Raw genomic sequence first — 18,021 nt, forward strand, 5'->3', positions numbered from 1 at the left:
GGGAATCAATCAACTTGTGTTGATTTAATAAATAGACGGAGGGGAAAATTTTTTGGAAAAAATAAAATGGACGGCAAATGAAATGCCTAAAACAGATGATCAGTATTTATCACTGATGTCAAAGGGAGCAATCGAAAAAGCCTTAGCTTTTCATCGTAGTTTCCCTCAATACAATCAGACGCCATTAGCTGATTTAAAAAATATGGCTGAGTATTTAGGTCTAAAGGATTTCTTTGTCAAAGATGAATCCTATCGCTTTGGTTTAAATGCATTTAAAGTGCTTGGTGGCTCGTTCGCTATGGCCAACTATATTGCAGAAAAACTGGGCAAAGATGTCGCAGATTTGACATATGATGTTTTAACGTCCGATAAACTTCGGAATGAGTTTGGACAAGCAACGTTTTTCACAGCGACTGATGGGAATCATGGACGCGGTGTAGCTTGGGCAGCAAATAAATTAGGGCAAAAAGCAGTGGTCTTGATGCCAAAAGGTTCAACACAAACGCGCAAAGAAAACATTGAAAAAGAAGGCGCTAAAGTGACCATTGAAGAAGTCAATTACGACGAATGTGTACGTATGGCGAACAAAATGGCTGAAGAAACTGAAAACGGTGTCATGGTACAAGATACCGCCTGGGATGGCTACGAAAAAATTCCAACATGGATCATGCAAGGGTATGGAACGATGGCTTTAGAAGCTTCTAAACAATTAGAAGAAGCAGGGAACAAACGCCCAACGCATGTTTTTGTACAAGCAGGAGTTGGGAGTTTAGCAGGCGCAGTTGTCGGGTATTTTGCTAATCTTTATCCTGATAATCCTCCTAAAATGGTGGTTGTCGAAGCACAAGCTGCTGATTGCCTATATAAATCAGCAATCGAAAAAGATGGCAAAATTCGGTTTGTTGAAGGTGATTTACAAACAATCATGGCCGGTCTAGCTTGTGGTGAACCAAACACGATATCATTCGATATTTTAGAAAATCATACATCTGTCTTTGTTTCAGCGCCTGATTGGGTATCTGAAAAAGGGATGAGAATGCTGGGTGCACCGTTAAAAGGTGATCCGCAAGTGATTTCAGGCGAATCAGGAGCAGTTGCAATGGGATTAGTTGCAACAGCTATGCAGGATGCTGACTATAAAGAGTTACGTGATGCACTAGCACTAGATGAAAACTCAAGCGTCCTAATGTTCTCAACAGAAGGCGATACAGATCCAGATAACTATAAAAAAATCTTATGGAGGTAATGTAAATGGATTTCAATGAAATTAACAAAGCAGCAGAGGGTTATAGAGAGGATATGATTAAATTTTTACGTGATTTAGTCAAAATTCCAGGAGAAAGTGCTGAAGAAGGCGCAAAAATGGATCGTGCGAAAGCGGAAATGACAAAATTAGGTTTTGATAAAATCGAAGTTGATCCTCAAGGAAATTTACTAGGCTATATGGGAACAGGTAAAAAATTGATCGCCTTCGATGGTCATATGGATACAGTTGGTATCGGTGAAATGAGTAATTGGGAATTTGATCCGTATGATGGCTATGAAACAGATACAGAAATTGGCGGACGTGGTACATCTGACCAAGAAGGTGGGATCGTTTCAGCAGTTTACGGTGCAAAAATCATGAAAGATCTTGGGTTATTAAATGAAAAATATACGGCTTTAGTAACAGTGACTGTACAAGAAGAAGATTGTGACGGTTTATGCTGGCAATATATTATTAAAGAAGACGGTATTCGTCCAGAATTTGTTGTCTCAACTGAACCAACGGATGGCGGAATTTACCGTGGACAACGTGGTCGCATGGAAATCAAAGTTGAAGTTAAAGGGGTCTCTTGTCACGGATCTGCTCCAGAACGCGGAGACAACGCGATTTATAAAATGGCGGATATTTTACAAGATGTGCGCGCACTAAACAATAATGGCGATACTGAAAGCACAGTGATTAGAGGCTTAGTCCGCATGCTTGATGAAAAATATAACCCTGAATGGAAAGAAGCTCGTTTCTTAGGTAAAGGAACAGTAACAGCATCACAAATCTTCCATTCTTCACCAAGCCGCTGTGCAGTAGCAGATGGTTGTACAGTGTCATTAGACCGTCGGATGACTGCTGGTGAGACATGGGAAAGCTGTTTAGATGAAATCCGTAATCTACCTGCAGTTAAAAAATATGGAGAAGATGTGGTTGTTTCAATGTATGACTATGATCGTCCATCTTATACAGGGTTAACCTATCCAATCGAATGTTACTTCCCAACTTGGGTGATTCCAGAAGAGCATGGTGTAACAAAAGCGTTAATGGAAACCCATAGAAATCTATATGGCGAAGAACGTAAAGGATCAAAAGAAACGATTGATATGCGTAAAGCTCGTCCATTGTTAGACAAATGGACATTCTCAACAAATGGTGTATCGATCATGGGTCGTAACGGGATTCCTTGTATTGCTTTGGTCCAGGAGCTGAAGCACAAGCACATGCGCCAAATGAAAAAACTTGGAAAGATGATTTAGTCCGTTGTGCTGCAGTTTATGCCGCATTGCCAACTGTCTATTGCGAAAATAATTAAATAGCCAACTATAAAACCTAGTGTACAAACGAACCACTATTCTAATGAGTAAAGGGCATTAGAATAGTGTGTATCGTATCATAACAATTAACTTAGAGGAGAAATGACATGGAAACTTTTAACGATTATATTGCAAAATTGGACAAATTAGAATTTGATAAAATGTATGAGAATGACTTCTTCTTAACATGGGAAAAAACTCGTGATGAACTAGAAGCGGTCTTCACAGTGGCGGATACATTACGCTATTTACGTGAAAATAATATTTCAACTAAAATATTTGATAGCGGTTTAGGCATTTCATTATTCCGCGATAACTCAACAAGAACTCGTTTTAGTTTTGCTTCTGCTTGTAATCTTTTAGGGCTAGAAGTTCAAGATTTAGATGAAGGAAAAAGTCAAATTTCTCATGGTGAAACTGTTCGTGAAACAGCGAACATGATTTCATTCATGGCAGATATTATCGGCATCCGTGATGATATGTATATCGGTAAAGGAAACACATACATGCGCGAAGTATCAGAATCTGTGCAAGAAGGACATAAAGACGGTGTGTTGGAACAACGCCCAACATTAGTTAACTTACAATGTGATATCGACCACCCTACGCAAGCGATGGCAGATGCCCTACATTTGATCCATGAATTTGGCGGTGTTGAAAACTTAAAAGGGAAAAAAGTAGCGATGACGTGGGCGTATTCACCATCTTATGGCAAGCCATTGTCAGTACCTCAAGGAATCGTTGGATTAATGACACGTCTTGGGATGGATGTTGTTTTAGCACATCCAGAAGCTATGAAATCATGCCGGAAGTTGAAGAAGTTGCAAAGAAAAATGCAGCTGAAGCTGGTGGCTCATTTACAAAAACAAATAGTATGGCTGAAGCCTTTAAAGATGCTGATGTTGTGTATCCTAAGAGCTGGGCACCATTTGCAGCAATGGAACAACGCACACAATTATATGGTGAAGGGGATCAAGCTGGCATCGATAAATTAGAAAAAGAATTACTTGCTCAAAATACCAACCATAAAGATTGGGAATGTACAGAAGAATTGATGAAAACAACAAAAGAGGGCAAAGCGTTGTATATGCACTGCTTACCAGCCGATATTACAGGTGTAAGTTGTGAAGAAGGAGAAGTTGAAGCCTCAGTCTTTGATCGTTATCGTGTTGAACTGTATAAAGAAGCAAGCTACAAGCCTTATATCATTGCAGCGATGATTTTCTTGAGCAAAGTCAAAAGCCCGCAAGCAACTTTAAAAGAGCTTGAAAAAAAAGCGACACCAAGAGAAACAAAATAAGTAATACGTAATCACTGGCATGGAGTGAGATGCTTTCTCTATTGATGATGATAGTTATTAATAAAATAATTTGTTCTCTTTTCAAAAACTAGAAATGATAATAAGACCTTTCCAAGTCCATTTATGAATACAATCAGTCAAGGACAAAACGAGCTTGAAAGAATTTGCTGTCCACAGATTCTGACCACTTCATGCAAAGCTCCATTTTTCCTTGACGATCATCAATGTGATTTATTGAGAGAAAGCATCTTACTTTTAAAATAATCAATGAATAAAAATAATGATAAAATTGAAAATGAGGTGAATCACTGAATGGTAAAACGAGTTGTAGTTGCTCTTGGCGGAAATGCGCTAGGTGACAATTTAACAGAACAAATGACTGCTGTGAAAGACACTTCCAAAGCTATTGCAGATTTGATCGAGGCAGGATATGAAGTTATCTTGTCTCATGGAAATGGACCGCAAGTGGGTATGATCCAATTGGCGATGGAAGAACTTTCATTAAGTGATCCAAATAAATATCCAACGATTCCGCTATCAGTATGTGTGGCGATGAGTCAAAGTTATATTGGCTATGATTTACAAAATGCTTTACGAGAAGAGCTACTGGGCCGTAATTTAGAGCAAGCAGTAGGAACTGTGATTACACAAGTGGCAGTTGATCCAAAAGACCCAGCATTTGACCGTCCAGCAAAACCGATCGGTCGTTTTATGACCAAAGGAGAAGCCGATGTACTTGTGAAAGAAAAACAAATAACAGTGGTTGAAGATTCTGGTCGCGGTTATCGTCAAGTTGTGGCATCACCAAAGCCTAAAGAAATTATTGAAATTCAAACGATCTCCTCGTTAATCGAAGCAGGCCAAACTGTGATTGCCTGTGGCGGAGGCGGAATTCCAGTCATTAAAGAAGGAAATCATCTAAGCGGAGCTGCAGCAGTAATTGATAAAGATTTCTGTAGCGAGTTGTTAGCTGAACTGGTTGATGCGGATTTATTGATCATTTTGACAGCGGTGGAAAAAGTCTGTGTAGATTTTGGCAAACCAACGCAAAAAGAATTAAGCCATGTTTCAACAAGTGAAATGAAAAAACATGCAGCAGACGGACAATTTGCACCAGGTTCAATGTTGCCAAAAGTCGAAGCAGCCATCCAATTTGCTGAATCAAAACCGGGACGCAAAACATTGATTACCTTATTAGAAAAAGCAAAAGACGGAATTGTTGGTAAAACTGGTACGATCATTGAACAATAAAATAAATAAGCAAGAGAAGGAGTGAGTCGATGACAAACAAAATGGTCAACTCAACCAATGCACCAGCAGCTGTAGGGCCGTATTCACATTCGGTTTTAGCTGGGCAAACGCAATATATTTCTGGTCAATTAGGTTTGGATCCAGTGAGTGGAGAAATGAAGGAAACCGTTGAACAACAAGCGGAACAAGCGTTGATCAATTTAGGAGCAATTCTAAAAGAAACAAATATGACATATGACAATGTTGTAAAGACAACGGTATTCTTAAAAAATATGTCAGATTTTGGGAAAATCAATACTATTTATGGTAAATATTTTTCAAATATACTTCCGGCTCGTTCTTGTGTAGAGGTTTGTGAATTACCTAAGAATGGACTTTTTGAAGTAGAAGCAATCGCAGTCAAAAATTAATTTTTTGAGAACTTCCTGATCAAAGAAAAGGGTTGCGGATTTTAAGACTCGGATAAGTGCAGTCCTTTTTAAAATAAAAAGTGAAGAAGGAAACTTGCCTATGAGTGAAAAAGAAGAAAAGGCATTGTTTGATTATGATGCCAAGTTATCGATCAAAGAGGCCCTTCCCATGGGCTTACAGCACGTAGTAGCGGCCGTAGTTGGAATCGTCACACCTGGAATCATGATTGCAAAAGTTTGCAATCTAAGTTCAGGAGACACAACGATTATGATTCAAACCTCACTGATTTTTTCTGCTATAGCAACTTTTATTCAGCTTTTTCCGATTTTTGGTAAAGTTGGATCAAGGTTGCCAGTCATGATGGGTGCAAGCTTTGCTTATGTACCGATTTTAATGGCAATAGGAGGAGATTTTGGGATTGCAGCGATTTTTGGTGCTCAACTAGTGGGGAGTATTTTAGTAATTATTGTCGGGTTATCCATAAAAAAAATCCGTATCTTATTTCCACCACTCGTTACAGGAACTGTTATCTTGAGTATTGGTTTGTCACTATTTCCTGTTGCAATCAAATATATGGCTGGAGGAGCTGGAAGTCCAGATTTTGGGTCTGCACAGAATTGGTTGGTGGCGTTACTGACGTTTGGTGTTGTCTTTTATTTTAATTACTTTTCAAAAGGTTTTCTCAAATTGTCGTCTATTCTAAATGGGATGATCATTGGTTATATTATCTCCTTAGTGTTAGGCATGGTCAATTTTACTCCAGTGAAAGAGGCATCAGTATTTCAGATAATCACGCCACTTTACTTTGGTTTGGATTTTCAAATTGTTCCGATCCTGACTTTAGTTGTGATGTTTATCGTCGACGCTGTTCAAGCAATCGGACAGTTTACAGCAACAACCGTTGGGGCAATGGATCGGGAGCCTACAGATAAGGAACTTTCTGGTGGAATCATGGGAAGTGGACTTTCCAATTTTATTGGTAGCTTTTTCGGTTCAGTACCAGTTGCGACTTTTGGTCAAAACGTAGGATTAGTCACCGTAACAAGAGTGATTAATAAATATGTCATGGTTTTCGCTTCGGTTATTTTACTAATAGCAGGCTTTGTTCCTAAAGTTGCTTCGATTTTGACAACGATCCCTTATGCCGTGATCGGTGGGGCAACCGTTTCTGTTTTTGCCTCGATTTCAATGACTGGGGTTCGAATGATTTCATCTCAAGAATTAACGCCTAGAAATACTGGTGTTGTAGGGATCGCGTTGGCTTTTGGTATTGGCGTTACGTTGTCAGTCGGCTGTTTAAGCGGCTTTCCACCGTGGGTAACAACGATTTTTGGCAATTCAGAAGTTATTTTAACGACGATTGTTGCCGTTATTTTGAATGTAGTACTCAAAGAAGAGAAACAATTGGCGATCGAATAACGAGGGTCGGGACAGAAGTGTTTAACTTCGAATAATAAAAAGGACTGCTTCTGTTCCCGCCGTCTATTCGGATTCGAAGTGACTGGATTGTAACTCATAAAGTTATGTCCTAGTCACTTTAGAAAAGAAGGAAAAGATAAAGGAATGAATCGATCTGTCTTTTGTATGATCAAACGTTAAAAATCTATCAAGTAAAGGAAAATAAGGAATGACAAAACTTTTTTTAGAAGGAGACAAATTTATTGGGAAATCTACTTTATTGAAAAAAATAGTTACGGATGCAAATCTTTCGATCAGTGGTTTTTATGTCAGACGTAGACTTAATGACCAAGGACAAATCGTGGGCTTTGAGCTGAGAGCAGCAAAAGAGTTGCTCGAAGATAAATCATCACTAAAGGACGTGCCAGATTATTGTTTTATTCAAACTGAAAATGGCAAACGAACGTGGAATCTCAACGTCTTTGAAACATTTGGGCTAGAATTATTGAAAGAAGCCAAAGCAGGTGTAGCCGAAATAATTTTATTGGACGAAATCGGCGGAATAGAGTTGCTAGCTAAAAATTTTACGCAGGAATTACTGACAGTTATGCAATATCCTAAGAAAATTCTTGGTGTTTTTAAATCGGAAGCAAATTATCAAAGACAAAAACAACATACGAGAGAAAAACTAGAAGTTGGTAAGCAAAGAGCAATACTAAGACGAGAAATCTGTAAAGACAAGGGGCAGATCGTCATGTTGAACAACGATAATTTTCAACTGGTTGAAAAGCAACTGGTCGATTTTCTTAGCAACTAATTTTTTTTGATAGCCGTTATCTTTTTCAAGTATAACGAAGGAGGTTAGGGAATGAAGGAGCAAAACGCTTTTGATTATACACTTAATTTAAAATTACGAACCAATCGGATTTTTTTTGGACCGGGTGTGGTTGAACTACTTCAACGAATTTCCCAAACAGGTTCGCTGAATACGGCAGCTAAGCAGATGAGAATGTCGTATAACAAAGCTTGGCGAATGATCAAAAAAGCTGAAGAGGAACTAGGCTATCCATTGATCGATAAAAGTGTTGGTGGAAGTAATGGAGGAGGCTCAACTGTTACGATTCATGGGAAACGTCTAACAGCAAAATTTCTGCTTTTTCAAAAAAAGACCTATCAAATCACGAATCAATATTTTGCAGAAATTTTTTGTGATGAGCTGAATTCGGAGTCAAAGAAGATGGAGGAAAGCGGATGAAAGAACTTTTTCTACGATTAGGGGAAGCGATTGAAGGAAAGGAAGATACGGTTTTAGTGACTGTTACGGCGAGTTCAGGCTCGACCCCAAGAGGTGCGGGTGCGCGAATGTTGGTTGGCAAGGCTGGTCGGTTGGCAGGAACAATTGGTGGCGGTGCAGTTGAATTTCGAGCAGAGAAAATTGCACAAGAAGTATTGGAGAGTAAGCTTTCTAAGAGTGAACAATTTATTTTAGCCCCAAATGACGTAGTGGACTTAGGGATGATTTGTGGAGGAAATGTAGCTCTTTTCTTTCAATACTGCTCTTGGCAAGATCCAGTTATTTCGGATATTTGCGGAGAAATTAAAAAGCATTTTGAAAGCAATCAGCAATGTTGGCTGATCACTGAACTAAATAAGGAAGAAGCTAACAGTTTTGGTTTTTATAGTGTAGAAACAGGTTTAATGGGAAATGTGCCAGCTGAGTTGCAAAAAGAAACGTTTAAGCAGGGAATCTCAATGGTGACAGTCAATAGTCAAGTTTACTCGATCGAATCGCTGTTGCAAAAGGGCAAAGTTTTTGTGTTTGGCGCAGGTCATGTTGCACAAGCTTTGGTTCCAGTTTTAAAAAAATTGGATTTTTACTGTGTTGTGTTAGATGATCGTGAACAATTTTTAACGAAAGCTATTTTTCCAGAAGCCGATCAGAGAATAGTTATAGATTTAAAGAATATTGAAGCAACGATTCAACTGGCAGAATCAGATTATGCGATTGTGATGACGCGCGGTCATCAATTTGATTTTGAATTGTCAAAACAATTATTGAGAACAAAAGCACATTATATCGGCGTGATGGGCAGTAGAAGAAAAATTGCTGTCCAGATAGATCGGCTAAAAGAAAGTGGTTTTTCAATGAAGGAGATTGAGCGGATAAATATGCCGATCGGGTTAAAAATAAAAGCTGAAACACCAGCTGAACTCGCCATTAGTGTTGCGGGTGAATTAATTGAAAAACGAGCAGAATCAGCAAAATAAAATCGGTAAAAAACAGGAGTGATTTCAGTGGAAACGAAACCGTCAAGCATCAATCAGAAAAAGATCGTCATTTTGGCTTCACTACTGCTTTTTTTAGTTGTGTTTAGCCTGTCATTTTTTTTAGGAAAGTTTTCAATTTCAACATCTGATTTTTTTCGAGCGGTTTGGAATAAAGTGATTCCGATTGAGCAAACTTGGAGTAGTCAGGTTGAAACGATTTTGTTTCAGATTCGTTTTCCTAGAATTATCATGGCTGTGGTGATTGGCGGAGGAATTTCAGTAGCTGGCGCAACATATCAAGCTTTATTTCAAAATCCGATGATCTCTCAAGATATTTTAGGGGCCTCACAAGGTGCAGCTTTTGGTGCAGCAATCGGGTTATTTTTTTCTTTAACTTATGAACAAGTGATTTCGTTGTCTTTTATTTTTGGTTTGATAGCAGTGGGAGCTGTTCTTTTAGTGAATAAATTTTTGCGGACAGATACGGTTTTAAATATGGTTTTGATTGGTATGATGATTGGTTCGCTTTTTTCTTCAGCGGTATCATTTTTAAAGTTAGTAGGGGATCCGACTAATACATTACCAGCAATCACTTATTGGCTGATGGGGAGTTTAGCGTCAATCAAAATGCAAAATGTTACGTTTGCAGTACCGTTGATTTTAATCGGGATGATTCCAATCCTTTTGCTACGTTGGCGTTTAAACATTATTTCCTTAGGCGAAGAGGAAGCCTTGAGTTTAGGCGTAAATAGTCGTGTTTTAAGAGTGGTTTTGATTATATCAGCCACTTTGATTACAGCAAGTGCAGTTTCAGTCAGCGGCTTGATTGGCTGGGTGGGACTAGTCGTACCTCATTTTGCCAGAATATTGGTAGGTAATGATTATCGTTACAGCATTCCTGTTACAGCGATAATAGGAGGCACTTTTCTACTCGTCGTAGATGATTTTTCTAGGATGCTCGCAACTAGTGAAATACCAATCGGGATTTTAACGTCATTTATCGGCGCTCCTATATTTTTACTGCTGATCGCGAAAAATAATCGTTCAGTCAGATCATGAGTTGGAGGTGTTCCTATGTTAGAAGTAACAAATCTGACGTTTGCTTATAAGCAGCAACAAATATTGCAGAATATTTCATTTAAACTAAATTACGGTCAGTCTGTTTGTTTATTAGGGAAAAATGGTGTGGGGAAAAGTACGCTATTTAAATGTTTGTTAAGAGTTTTACAACCTAGCGCAGGAAATATCAAAATCAATGATCGACCGATTCAAGCTTGTTCTAGAAATGAGCTTTCCCAGCTAATTTCTTATATTCCACAAAAGCAAAGAGGAGTATTTCATTTCACTGTTTTTGAAATGGTGCTAATGGGGACAACGGCGCGTCTAAAAAAATACCAGCAACCTGGTCAAATGGAAAATGATTTGGCCAATGCTGCATTAGCGACTTTGCATATCAGTCATTTAAAGGATCAAATCTATTCGCAGATCAGTGGCGGAGAACAACAATTGGTGATTATTGCCCGCTCTGTTGCTCAACAAAGCCGAATTATTATTATGGATGAACCATGTGCCAATTTGGATTATGGGAACCAAATCATGGTTTTAGAAATGATTCATCAGCTGACAGCGGAGGGATTTTTGATTATTCAGTCGACCCATGACCCAAACCATGCACTACAATATGCCGATCACGTAATGATTTTACAAAAGGGGCAACTAACAAATCAAGGTCGCCCAGAAGAAATATTGACAAGTCAACAGTTGGAATCCATCTATCAAGTACCGATCACAGTCCATGAAGTCACGTCAGGTGAAAAGAAAATTTGTTTACCGACAAAAAATAGAAAGGATGCGTATTAATGAAAAGAAAAGCTAGATTACTTTTTGTATTGAGTGTGGCAGCTTTAATGTTGATAAGCTGTGCAACAAACAATACGAAAGAACCCAAAAAAACAGAGTCAATTGCAAGTTCTGAAAAAACGGAAGTAGAAGCAACACGTATTTTTGTAGATTCAGCTGATCGAAAAGTTGAGATACCTACAAAAATCAAAAAAATTGCGCCATCAGGACCACTAGCACAAATTGTTTTGTACACAAGTTCACCAGAGTTATTGGTTGGTTTAGCTAGTCCATTTTCGGCTGAAGCCAAAGAGTTTATTGATAAAAAATATCAAGCACTACCCGAATTTGGTCAGTTTTATGGAAAAAATGCTAGTTTAAATATGGAAGCTTTGAGTGCAGTTGAACCAGATGTGATCATTGATATTGGTGAAGCAAAAAAAACGGTCAAAGAAGATATGGACAATCTGCAGGCTCAAATCAATATCCCAACAATTTTTATCGAAGCAAATCTAAAAAATATGCCGCAAACCTATGAAAAACTTGGTGAATTATTAGGAAACTCAAAAGAAACTGCAAAGTTAAGTAAGTATTGTGAAACGGTTTTAAAACAAGCTGATCAAGTGCGTTCTTCGTTAAAAGAATCAGAACAAAAATCTGTTTATTATGCTTCTGGAAATGCTGGACTTAATACCAATGCTGCTGGTTCATTTCATGCTCAGGTCATTGACGAAGTGGGCGCAAAAAATGCCGCCGTAGATGTAGATATTGTGTCAAAAGGCGGAGGCACCGTGATTTCAATGGAACAACTGATTCAGTGGCAACCGGATTATATTGTAGCAGATTCAAAAGATGTTTATGAATTGATCAAGTCAGATAAATCTTGGCAAGAGTTGACTGCTGTCAAATCTGATAGAGTCTATCAAGTACCTACAGCTCCTTATAATTTTTTGGGTTCTCCACCATCTGTAAATCGAATTATAGGCATCGAATGGTTGGGACAGCTGATTTATCCAGATAAGTATCAAATCGATGTTGAAGAGCAGATCCAAGAATTTTATACATTATTTTACCATGTCGAACCCACTTCAGAGCAAGTTAAAACAATCCTCGCAAATGCACAATAAATTTGGAAAATTACAAGAAGCTGTGGTATGGAAAGTTCGATAGGACTATTGCATGGTTGCTCGGAACAGTTATCATCTGAAGGAATTAATCTGGACTGAATCTATTTTTTTAGATGATATCTCCCGATGCAAAAAAGTGACAGAACTAGTTGCTGAATTTACTAAAAAAGAAGTATACTATGTTCAAGAACCTTTTTATTATGCTGGTACGATCAGTGCTGCTCTAATTAGGAGATAATAAAAATAAACAAAAAAAGTTTTTTTGCTAAAAAATAATTTTTAGACCTATAATTTGTGGTATAATCATAGTGATTAAAAGCTATACTTATAACAGAAATTGAGGTGTAAAGAAAAATGTATTCATTAGTAGTAAATGGAAAGACGGAAACCTGTGATACAAATAAGAAGCTGATGGACTTTCTCCGCGAAGATTTAAGCTTGACTGGAACAAAAGATGGTTGTAACCAAGGTTCTTGCGGCGCTTGCTCAGTGTTAATAAATGGAAGGGTTTCCAAAGCGTGTTTATTTAGTTTAGAGAAGTTGGAAGGCAAAGAAGTTGTTACGATCGAAGGTCTAAGTCAGCGTCAAAAAGATGTATATGCCTACGCCTTTGCTAAAACTGGCGCCGTTCAATGCGGTTATTGTATACCGGGCATCGTTATTTCAGCACAAGGATTACTCAATAAAAAAGAGGGGCCTAGCGATGAAGAGATACGAAAAGCGATTCGCGGAAATATTTGCCGCTGTACAGGTTATGTAAAAATTGTGGAAGCGATTCAATTAGCGGCTAAAATGTTTCGTGAAGAATTGAGCATTCCGGATGAACGATCAACTGGAAAATTAGGAGAAGATTTAAAAAGAGTCGATGCAGTTGAAAAAACGTTGGGAACAGGGTTGTATGTCGATGATATCACGGTGGAAGGAATGCTTCATGCGTCTGCTGTTCGTAGTGAATATCCAAGAGCAAAAGTCTTAAAAATCGATACTAGTAAGGCATTAGAACATCCTGAATGTATAGCAGTATTAACAGCGAAAGATGTTCCGGGAAATAATAAGATTGGTCATTTAGAGTTTATTTCAGATTGGGATGTCTTGATTCCAGAAGGTGAAATCACACGTTATGTTGGAGATGCTATCGTATTAGTTGTTTCAAAAGAAAAAAAATTTTTGGAAGAAATCAAAGAATTAGTGGAAATCACGTATGAAGAACTTGTCCCAATAACAACCTGTGAAGAGGCATTAGCGCAAGAGACACCATTGATTCATGAAAAAGGCAATATTTTATCTCACGAGCATCTTGTTAGAGGCAGTGCTGATGAAAAATTAGCTACATCAAAACATGTGGTAACGCAACATTATTCAGTTCCAATAAATGAGCACGCTTTCATGGAGCCGGAATGTGCGATTGCAATGCCAGAAGGTGAAGAGGGAATTCTTCTTTATAGTGCAGGGCAAAGCATCTATGATGAGCAACGTGAAGTAGCTCGTATGCTGGGTGTAGAAAAAGAGCAGATCCATGTTCAATCCAAGTTGGTGGGAGGAGGTTTCGGCGGAAAAGAAGATATGAGTGTTCAACATCATGCTTCGCTTGCAGCATGGTGTTTACAAAAACCAGTCAAGGTATTACTCAGTCGCCAAGAAAGCTTGATGGTCCATCCAAAACGTCATGGCATGGAAATGGATTTTACTACAGGGTGTGACGCTGAAGGTAATTTAACTGCAATGAAAGCTGTGATCTATGCTGATACTGGTGCATATGCCTCTTTAGGCGGTCCTGTATTGCAGCGGGCTTGTACCCACGCGGCTGGACCTTATAAATATCAACATATTGATGTGGAAGGCTTTGCGGTGTACACGAATAATCCACCAGCTGGAGCATTCCGAGGCTTTGGTGTTTGTCAAACAGCTTTTGCTATTGAAAATAATCTTAATTTGTTAGCAGAAAAAGTGGGGATTTCACAATGGGATATTCGCTATAAGAATGCTGTTGCACACGGGGATTCATTGCCAAATGGACAGTTAGTCTCTAAAAATGCGGCGTTGAAAGAAACTTTACTGGCAGTTAAAGATGCCTATGATAATGCTAAGATTGCTGGGATTTCCTGTTTCTTCAAAAATAGTGGGATCGGTGTTGGTTTATCCGATGTAGGTCGTTGTATCGTTTCTGTGGAAGAAGGAAAAGTTCATGTAAGAACCAGTGCGGCTTGTATTGGGCAAGGAATGGCGACGGTCACGACCCAAGTAGCGTGTGAAACCCTAAACCTACCACCAGAGATGATCATTGCAGAAGCACCAGATACGCGCCGAACGCCAGATTCTGGTACAACGACGGCTTCCCGTCAATCCTTATTCACAGGTGAAGCAACTAGAAGAGCTGCGATGCAATTACGTTATGAACTTGATATGGGTCGGGCTTTGTCTGATTTAGAAGGTCAAGAATTTTATGGTGAATATTCAGCTAAAACAGATCCATTGATCAATGATAAAAAGAGTCCTGTCAGTCATGCAGGCTATGGGTATGCTGCTGAAGTAGCTATTCTTGATGAAAAAGGAAAAGTAGAAAAATTTGTTGCCGCATATGATATGGGACAAGTAGTTAATCCAAAAGCTGCACAAGGACAAATCGAAGGCGGAATCGTGATGGGAATGGGCTATGCTTTAACAGAAAAATTTGTTATGGAAGAAGGATACGTTAAAGCAAAATATGCTACGTTAGGTTTGCTAAATGCTGCTCAAGTGCCACCCATTGAAACGATTTTAGTACAAGCAAAAGAGATTCATGACGGCTTGGCGTATGGGATCAAAGGCGTAGGCGAATTAGCAACAATTCCGACTGCACCAGCTTTATCTGGCGCTTATTATGCATTAGATGGACAACTAAGATCAACGTTACCGATGGAAGATACATTTTATCAAAAAAAGAAAAAATAAATAATTGATTCTGTGATGTGCTTGAAAAACGGCTCACAAAGGCGAAAGAAACGCATCTGATAAATAAAATTGGGTGCGTTTTTATTGTTTGTGAAAAGCGTTTGTAAAAAAAAGGAGCAACCTAAATGCTGAAAATCAGTGCCATCATTATGGCCTCCGGAAATTCTTCAAGGATGGGGACAAATAAATTGAGCCTTGATTATCAAGGTCAAACATTTTTAGAACATGTATTGAAACTGTCAAAAAAAATGGCATTTTTGAACGAATCTTAGTGATATCACCAGAGAATCTTCAAAATATAAGTATTCCTCAAGATAAGGAACTCAAAGTCATTCAAAATTTTGAAGCAGATCAAGGTCAAAGTACAAGTGTTCGTTTAGGAACAAAAGCCGCTTCAGGAGATGGTTACCTTTATCTGACAGTGGATCAGCCACTTTTAAATCAAAACATACTAGAAGTTCTTTGTACTGAGTATTCTAAGAAAACGATTGTTTTTCCTGTCGATCAACAGGGCAGGCCGTACAGTCCCATTTTTTTGGTCAGATATTTCGATCAGAATTGTTGCAGGTTACTGGAAAAGCAGGAGGACGGGCTGTTCGAGATAACCATCCAGAGGCGTGGCGTGAGATCCGGGTGACAGATTCTAAACGGTTGATCGATATCGATACACCAGAAGAATATCACTATCTAGTTAACCAAAGCTCAGCTGAGAGTGGGAGGGGAAAGCCAAAATGAAGCAACCAGTCTATTTAAACCATGCAGCTACTTCTAATCACAAATTTGAAGAAACGATCAAAGAATTAACCAACTATTTAGTAGCCAATAATAATTTAAATGCGAATCGCGGTGCTCAAAATATGGCTGAACTTGAATTGATATTTGAAGCGCGTCAATCTTTAGCAGATTTCTTTGGGGCACCGGACCCTGCACATATTATTTTTACACCAAACGCAACCACTTCGTTGAACATGGTGTTAAATGGCTTATTAAAAAAAGGAGATCACGTATTGACGACAGCAGTCGAGCATAACGCGGTCGCCCGTCCACTCAACTTGCTGGAAATAGAAAAAAATATTGCAGTAACTTATCTAGAGTGTGAATCAAACGGCCGTCTTGATCCTAGCCAAATCGAACATCTGATTCGACCTGAAACAAAAGTACTGATAATGACCCATGCCTCAAATGTTTTGGGGACAATTCTACCTGTGAAAGAATGCTTTAAAATAGCGAAGGACCACGGAATTATCACGGTTTTGGACAGTGCGCAAACTGCAGGTTTTCTACCAATCGATATGGAGGAGCTGTCGATCGATGTATTAGCTTTCACAGGACATAAAGGGCTGATGGGCCTTTCTGGGATCGGCGGGTTTGCTTTGGCCCTAAATGTAGAAAAACTGATTGATCCATGGTTGAGCGGCGGTACAGGAAGTGCTTCGCAGTCATTGAAACAACCTGATTTTTTACCTGATAAATTTGAACCAGGAACAGCAAACACGCTAGGAATTCTAAGTTTAAAAAGCGCCATCCAGCAAATTAGAGAAATTGGATTAAAAAAAATCGAAATTCATGAACGGATGCTAACAGCTCGCTTTTTGGCAGGACTAAAAAGGCTACCGCTCAATATTTTAGGAACCTCGGATCCAAAGCAGAGTGTACCTGTTATTTCTATTACGGCACCGACAATTGATTCTAGCGAGCTTTCACAGCTATTATTTGAACGTTACCAAATCATTACCAGATATGGTCTCCATTGTTCTCCGCTGGCACATCAAACAGCGGGAACACTAAATGACGGTGCGGTTCGTTTTAGTTTTGGCTGGAATACGACCGTTGCAGAAATTGATTATACATTGAACGCACTAGGTGAAATTTTTTCGAAATAGCGATAAAGGAGAACGTCAATGGACTTTTTATCACAATGTACATCCGGTGGTTGTGGAGCGAAAATCGGACCAAACGAATTAGCCGGATTTTTAAGTAATTTGCCTAAATTTTCTGATGAAAAATTGTTAGTAGGTTTTGATTCTTCTGATGATGCAGCTATTTATCAATTATCAGAAGAGCTGGCGTTGATTTCTACAGTAGATTTTTTCTCACCAATGGTTGAAGACCCACGTACATTTGGCAGGATCGCAGCTGCAAATGCCATGAGTGATGTATATGCGATGGGAGGAGAAGTGTTATTTGCTTTGAACGTAGTTTGTTTTCCGGAAAAACTTGAGAAACAAATCCTTTCGGAAATCCTTATTGGCGGGGCTGAGAAACTCAAAGAAGCACAAGCCTCTTTGGCTGGCGGCCATTCAATTTATGACCACGAGCCAAAGTATGGTCTGGCAGTAACCGGTCAAGTGGATCCGCAAAAATCATCCATAATAATACGCCTAAAATAGGAGACATTTTAATCCTTACGAAAGCGTTAGGCGTTGGATTGATTTTGTCAGCAATGAGAGGAGGATTGGCATCGAATACAGCAGAAAGTGCGGCAATTGATTCTATGGAACGACTAAATAAATATGCTGCGCAAAAGATGCAAGATTTCCCTGTTCATGCTTGTACAGATGTGACTGGTTTTGGTTTATTAGTCCATGCCAACGAAATGGCTGCTGAACATGTGACCTTGGTCATTGATACAGAACAATTGCCGCTTTTGCCAGAGGCCTATCATTATGCTGAAGAATTTTTAGCAACTGCCGCAGGACAAAGAAATCGCCAATTTATTGAATCAAAAGTTGATTTGACAGCAATCACACCAGCTTTTCAGGAGATTTTGTGTGATCCACAGACCTCAGGAGGCTTATTATTAAGTGTTGCACCCAATTCCGCGATGGAATGTCTTGAAGCGATTCAAAAGGATGACCCCGCGGCGAAGATCATTGGTGAAGTCTGTAAAAAAGAACACAATCAGTCAATCATTATTTTATGAGAAAG

At 38.9% G+C, this 18,021-nt stretch carries 13 protein-coding genes and 4 pseudogenes; all 17 read left to right on the plus strand.

Features of this window, described 5'->3' with window-relative positions:
- Positions 1-52 precede the first annotated feature (52 nt).
- The 17 genes and pseudogenes from dpaL (at position 53) to selD (ending at position 18,016) form a co-directional block, all read left to right on the plus strand.
- Positions 53-1,246, plus strand: coding sequence for a diaminopropionate ammonia-lyase (dpaL, locus tag V192_RS0100870; RefSeq protein ID WP_025868522.1), 1,194 nt, complete (start codon positions 53-55; stop codon positions 1,244-1,246).
- 5 nt (positions 1,247-1,251) lie between these two features.
- Positions 1,252-2,567, plus strand: a pseudogene (locus V192_RS18910) (YgeY family selenium metabolism-linked hydrolase).
- A gap of 108 nt (positions 2,568-2,675) precedes the next feature.
- Positions 2,676-3,868 (plus strand): annotated as a pseudogene (gene ygeW, locus V192_RS18915) (knotted carbamoyltransferase YgeW).
- Positions 3,869-4,180: 312 nt separating this feature from the next.
- Entirely contained in the window at positions 4,181-5,119 is a 939-nt protein-coding gene (gene arcC, locus V192_RS0100885; RefSeq protein WP_025868523.1) for a carbamate kinase, read from the plus strand.
- A 29-nt stretch (positions 5,120-5,148) separates the two neighbouring features.
- The gene (locus tag V192_RS0100890; RefSeq protein ID WP_025868524.1) at positions 5,149-5,529 is read left to right on the plus strand and encodes a Rid family detoxifying hydrolase; all 381 of its coding nucleotides are present in this window, start codon (positions 5,149-5,151) and stop codon (positions 5,527-5,529) included.
- 100 nt (positions 5,530-5,629) lie between these two features.
- The gene (locus tag V192_RS0100895) at positions 5,630-6,949 is read left to right on the plus strand and encodes a nucleobase:cation symporter-2 family protein (protein WP_025868525.1); all 1,320 of its coding nucleotides are present in this window, start codon (positions 5,630-5,632) and stop codon (positions 6,947-6,949) included.
- A gap of 208 nt (positions 6,950-7,157) precedes the next feature.
- Positions 7,158-7,745, plus strand: coding sequence for a nucleoside-triphosphatase (locus tag V192_RS0100900; protein WP_025868526.1), 588 nt, complete (start codon positions 7,158-7,160; stop codon positions 7,743-7,745).
- Between the two features lie 51 nt (positions 7,746-7,796).
- Positions 7,797-8,183 (plus strand): winged helix-turn-helix domain-containing protein, encoded by a 387-nt coding sequence (locus tag V192_RS0100905; RefSeq protein WP_025868527.1) that lies wholly within the window; start codon positions 7,797-7,799, stop codon positions 8,181-8,183.
- Positions 8,180-9,196: a xanthine dehydrogenase accessory protein XdhC gene (gene xdhC, locus V192_RS0100910; RefSeq protein ID WP_025868528.1), complete on the plus strand. Its 1,017-nt coding sequence runs from the start codon at positions 8,180-8,182 to the stop codon at positions 9,194-9,196. Before V192_RS0100905 ends, xdhC begins: the two co-directional genes overlap by 4 nt.
- Before the next feature lie 27 nt (positions 9,197-9,223).
- On the plus strand, positions 9,224-10,255 hold the full coding sequence (locus V192_RS0100915; RefSeq protein ID WP_025868529.1) for a FecCD family ABC transporter permease: 1,032 nt from the start codon (positions 9,224-9,226) through the stop codon (positions 10,253-10,255).
- Between the two features lie 15 nt (positions 10,256-10,270).
- Positions 10,271-11,056 (plus strand): ABC transporter ATP-binding protein, encoded by a 786-nt coding sequence (locus tag V192_RS0100920; protein WP_025868530.1) that lies wholly within the window; start codon positions 10,271-10,273, stop codon positions 11,054-11,056.
- Positions 11,056-12,162: an ABC transporter substrate-binding protein gene (locus V192_RS0100925; protein ID WP_025868531.1), complete on the plus strand. Its 1,107-nt coding sequence runs from the start codon at positions 11,056-11,058 to the stop codon at positions 12,160-12,162. Before V192_RS0100920 ends, V192_RS0100925 begins: the two co-directional genes overlap by 1 nt.
- Positions 12,163-12,516: 354 nt before the next feature.
- On the plus strand, positions 12,517-15,093 hold the full coding sequence (gene xdh, locus V192_RS0100935; protein ID WP_025868533.1) for a selenium-dependent xanthine dehydrogenase: 2,577 nt from the start codon (positions 12,517-12,519) through the stop codon (positions 15,091-15,093).
- A gap of 173 nt (positions 15,094-15,266) precedes the next feature.
- Positions 15,267-15,730: pseudogene (locus V192_RS22790) on the plus strand (NTP transferase domain-containing protein).
- The gene (locus V192_RS21805) at positions 15,655-15,828 is read left to right on the plus strand and encodes a glycosyltransferase family protein (protein ID WP_239644535.1); all 174 of its coding nucleotides are present in this window, start codon (positions 15,655-15,657) and stop codon (positions 15,826-15,828) included. Before V192_RS22790 ends, V192_RS21805 begins: the two are co-directional and overlap by 76 nt.
- Positions 15,825-16,976 carry a selenocysteine lyase SclA gene (gene sclA, locus V192_RS0100945; protein ID WP_025868534.1) on the plus strand — a complete coding sequence of 384 codons (1,152 nt, stop codon included), beginning with the start codon at positions 15,825-15,827 and terminating at the stop codon, positions 16,974-16,976. Before V192_RS21805 ends, sclA begins: the two co-directional genes overlap by 4 nt.
- A gap of 18 nt (positions 16,977-16,994) precedes the next feature.
- A pseudogene (gene selD / locus V192_RS18925) lies at positions 16,995-18,016 on the plus strand (selenide, water dikinase SelD).
- The last annotated feature ends 5 nt before the right edge of the window (positions 18,017-18,021 follow it).

The organism is Enterococcus crotali (genome assembly GCF_000633635.1).
In the GTDB taxonomy this organism is placed as follows: domain Bacteria; phylum Bacillota; class Bacilli; order Lactobacillales; family Enterococcaceae; genus Enterococcus_L; species Enterococcus_L crotali.

What these genes read in the sequence shown, in the direction of transcription:
- arcC (WP_025868523.1), top strand. Translation starts at nt 4,181, where the DNA reads ATGGTAAAACGAGTTGTAGTTGCTCTTGGCGGAAATGCGCTAGGTGAC.
- V192_RS0100890 (WP_025868524.1), top strand. Translation starts at nt 5,149, where the DNA reads ATGACAAACAAAATGGTCAACTCAACCAATGCACCAGCAGCTGTAGGG.
- V192_RS0100895 (WP_025868525.1), top strand. Translation starts at nt 5,630, where the DNA reads ATGAGTGAAAAAGAAGAAAAGGCATTGTTTGATTATGATGCCAAGTTA.
- V192_RS0100900 (WP_025868526.1), top strand. Translation starts at nt 7,158, where the DNA reads ATGACAAAACTTTTTTTAGAAGGAGACAAATTTATTGGGAAATCTACT.
- V192_RS0100905 (WP_025868527.1), top strand. Translation starts at nt 7,797, where the DNA reads ATGAAGGAGCAAAACGCTTTTGATTATACACTTAATTTAAAATTACGA.
- xdhC (WP_025868528.1), top strand. Translation starts at nt 8,180, where the DNA reads ATGAAAGAACTTTTTCTACGATTAGGGGAAGCGATTGAAGGAAAGGAA.
- V192_RS0100920 (WP_025868530.1), top strand. Translation starts at nt 10,271, where the DNA reads ATGTTAGAAGTAACAAATCTGACGTTTGCTTATAAGCAGCAACAAATA.
- V192_RS0100925 (WP_025868531.1), top strand. Translation starts at nt 11,056, where the DNA reads ATGAAAAGAAAAGCTAGATTACTTTTTGTATTGAGTGTGGCAGCTTTA.
- xdh (WP_025868533.1), top strand. Translation starts at nt 12,517, where the DNA reads ATGTATTCATTAGTAGTAAATGGAAAGACGGAAACCTGTGATACAAAT.
- sclA (WP_025868534.1), top strand. Translation starts at nt 15,825, where the DNA reads ATGAAGCAACCAGTCTATTTAAACCATGCAGCTACTTCTAATCACAAA.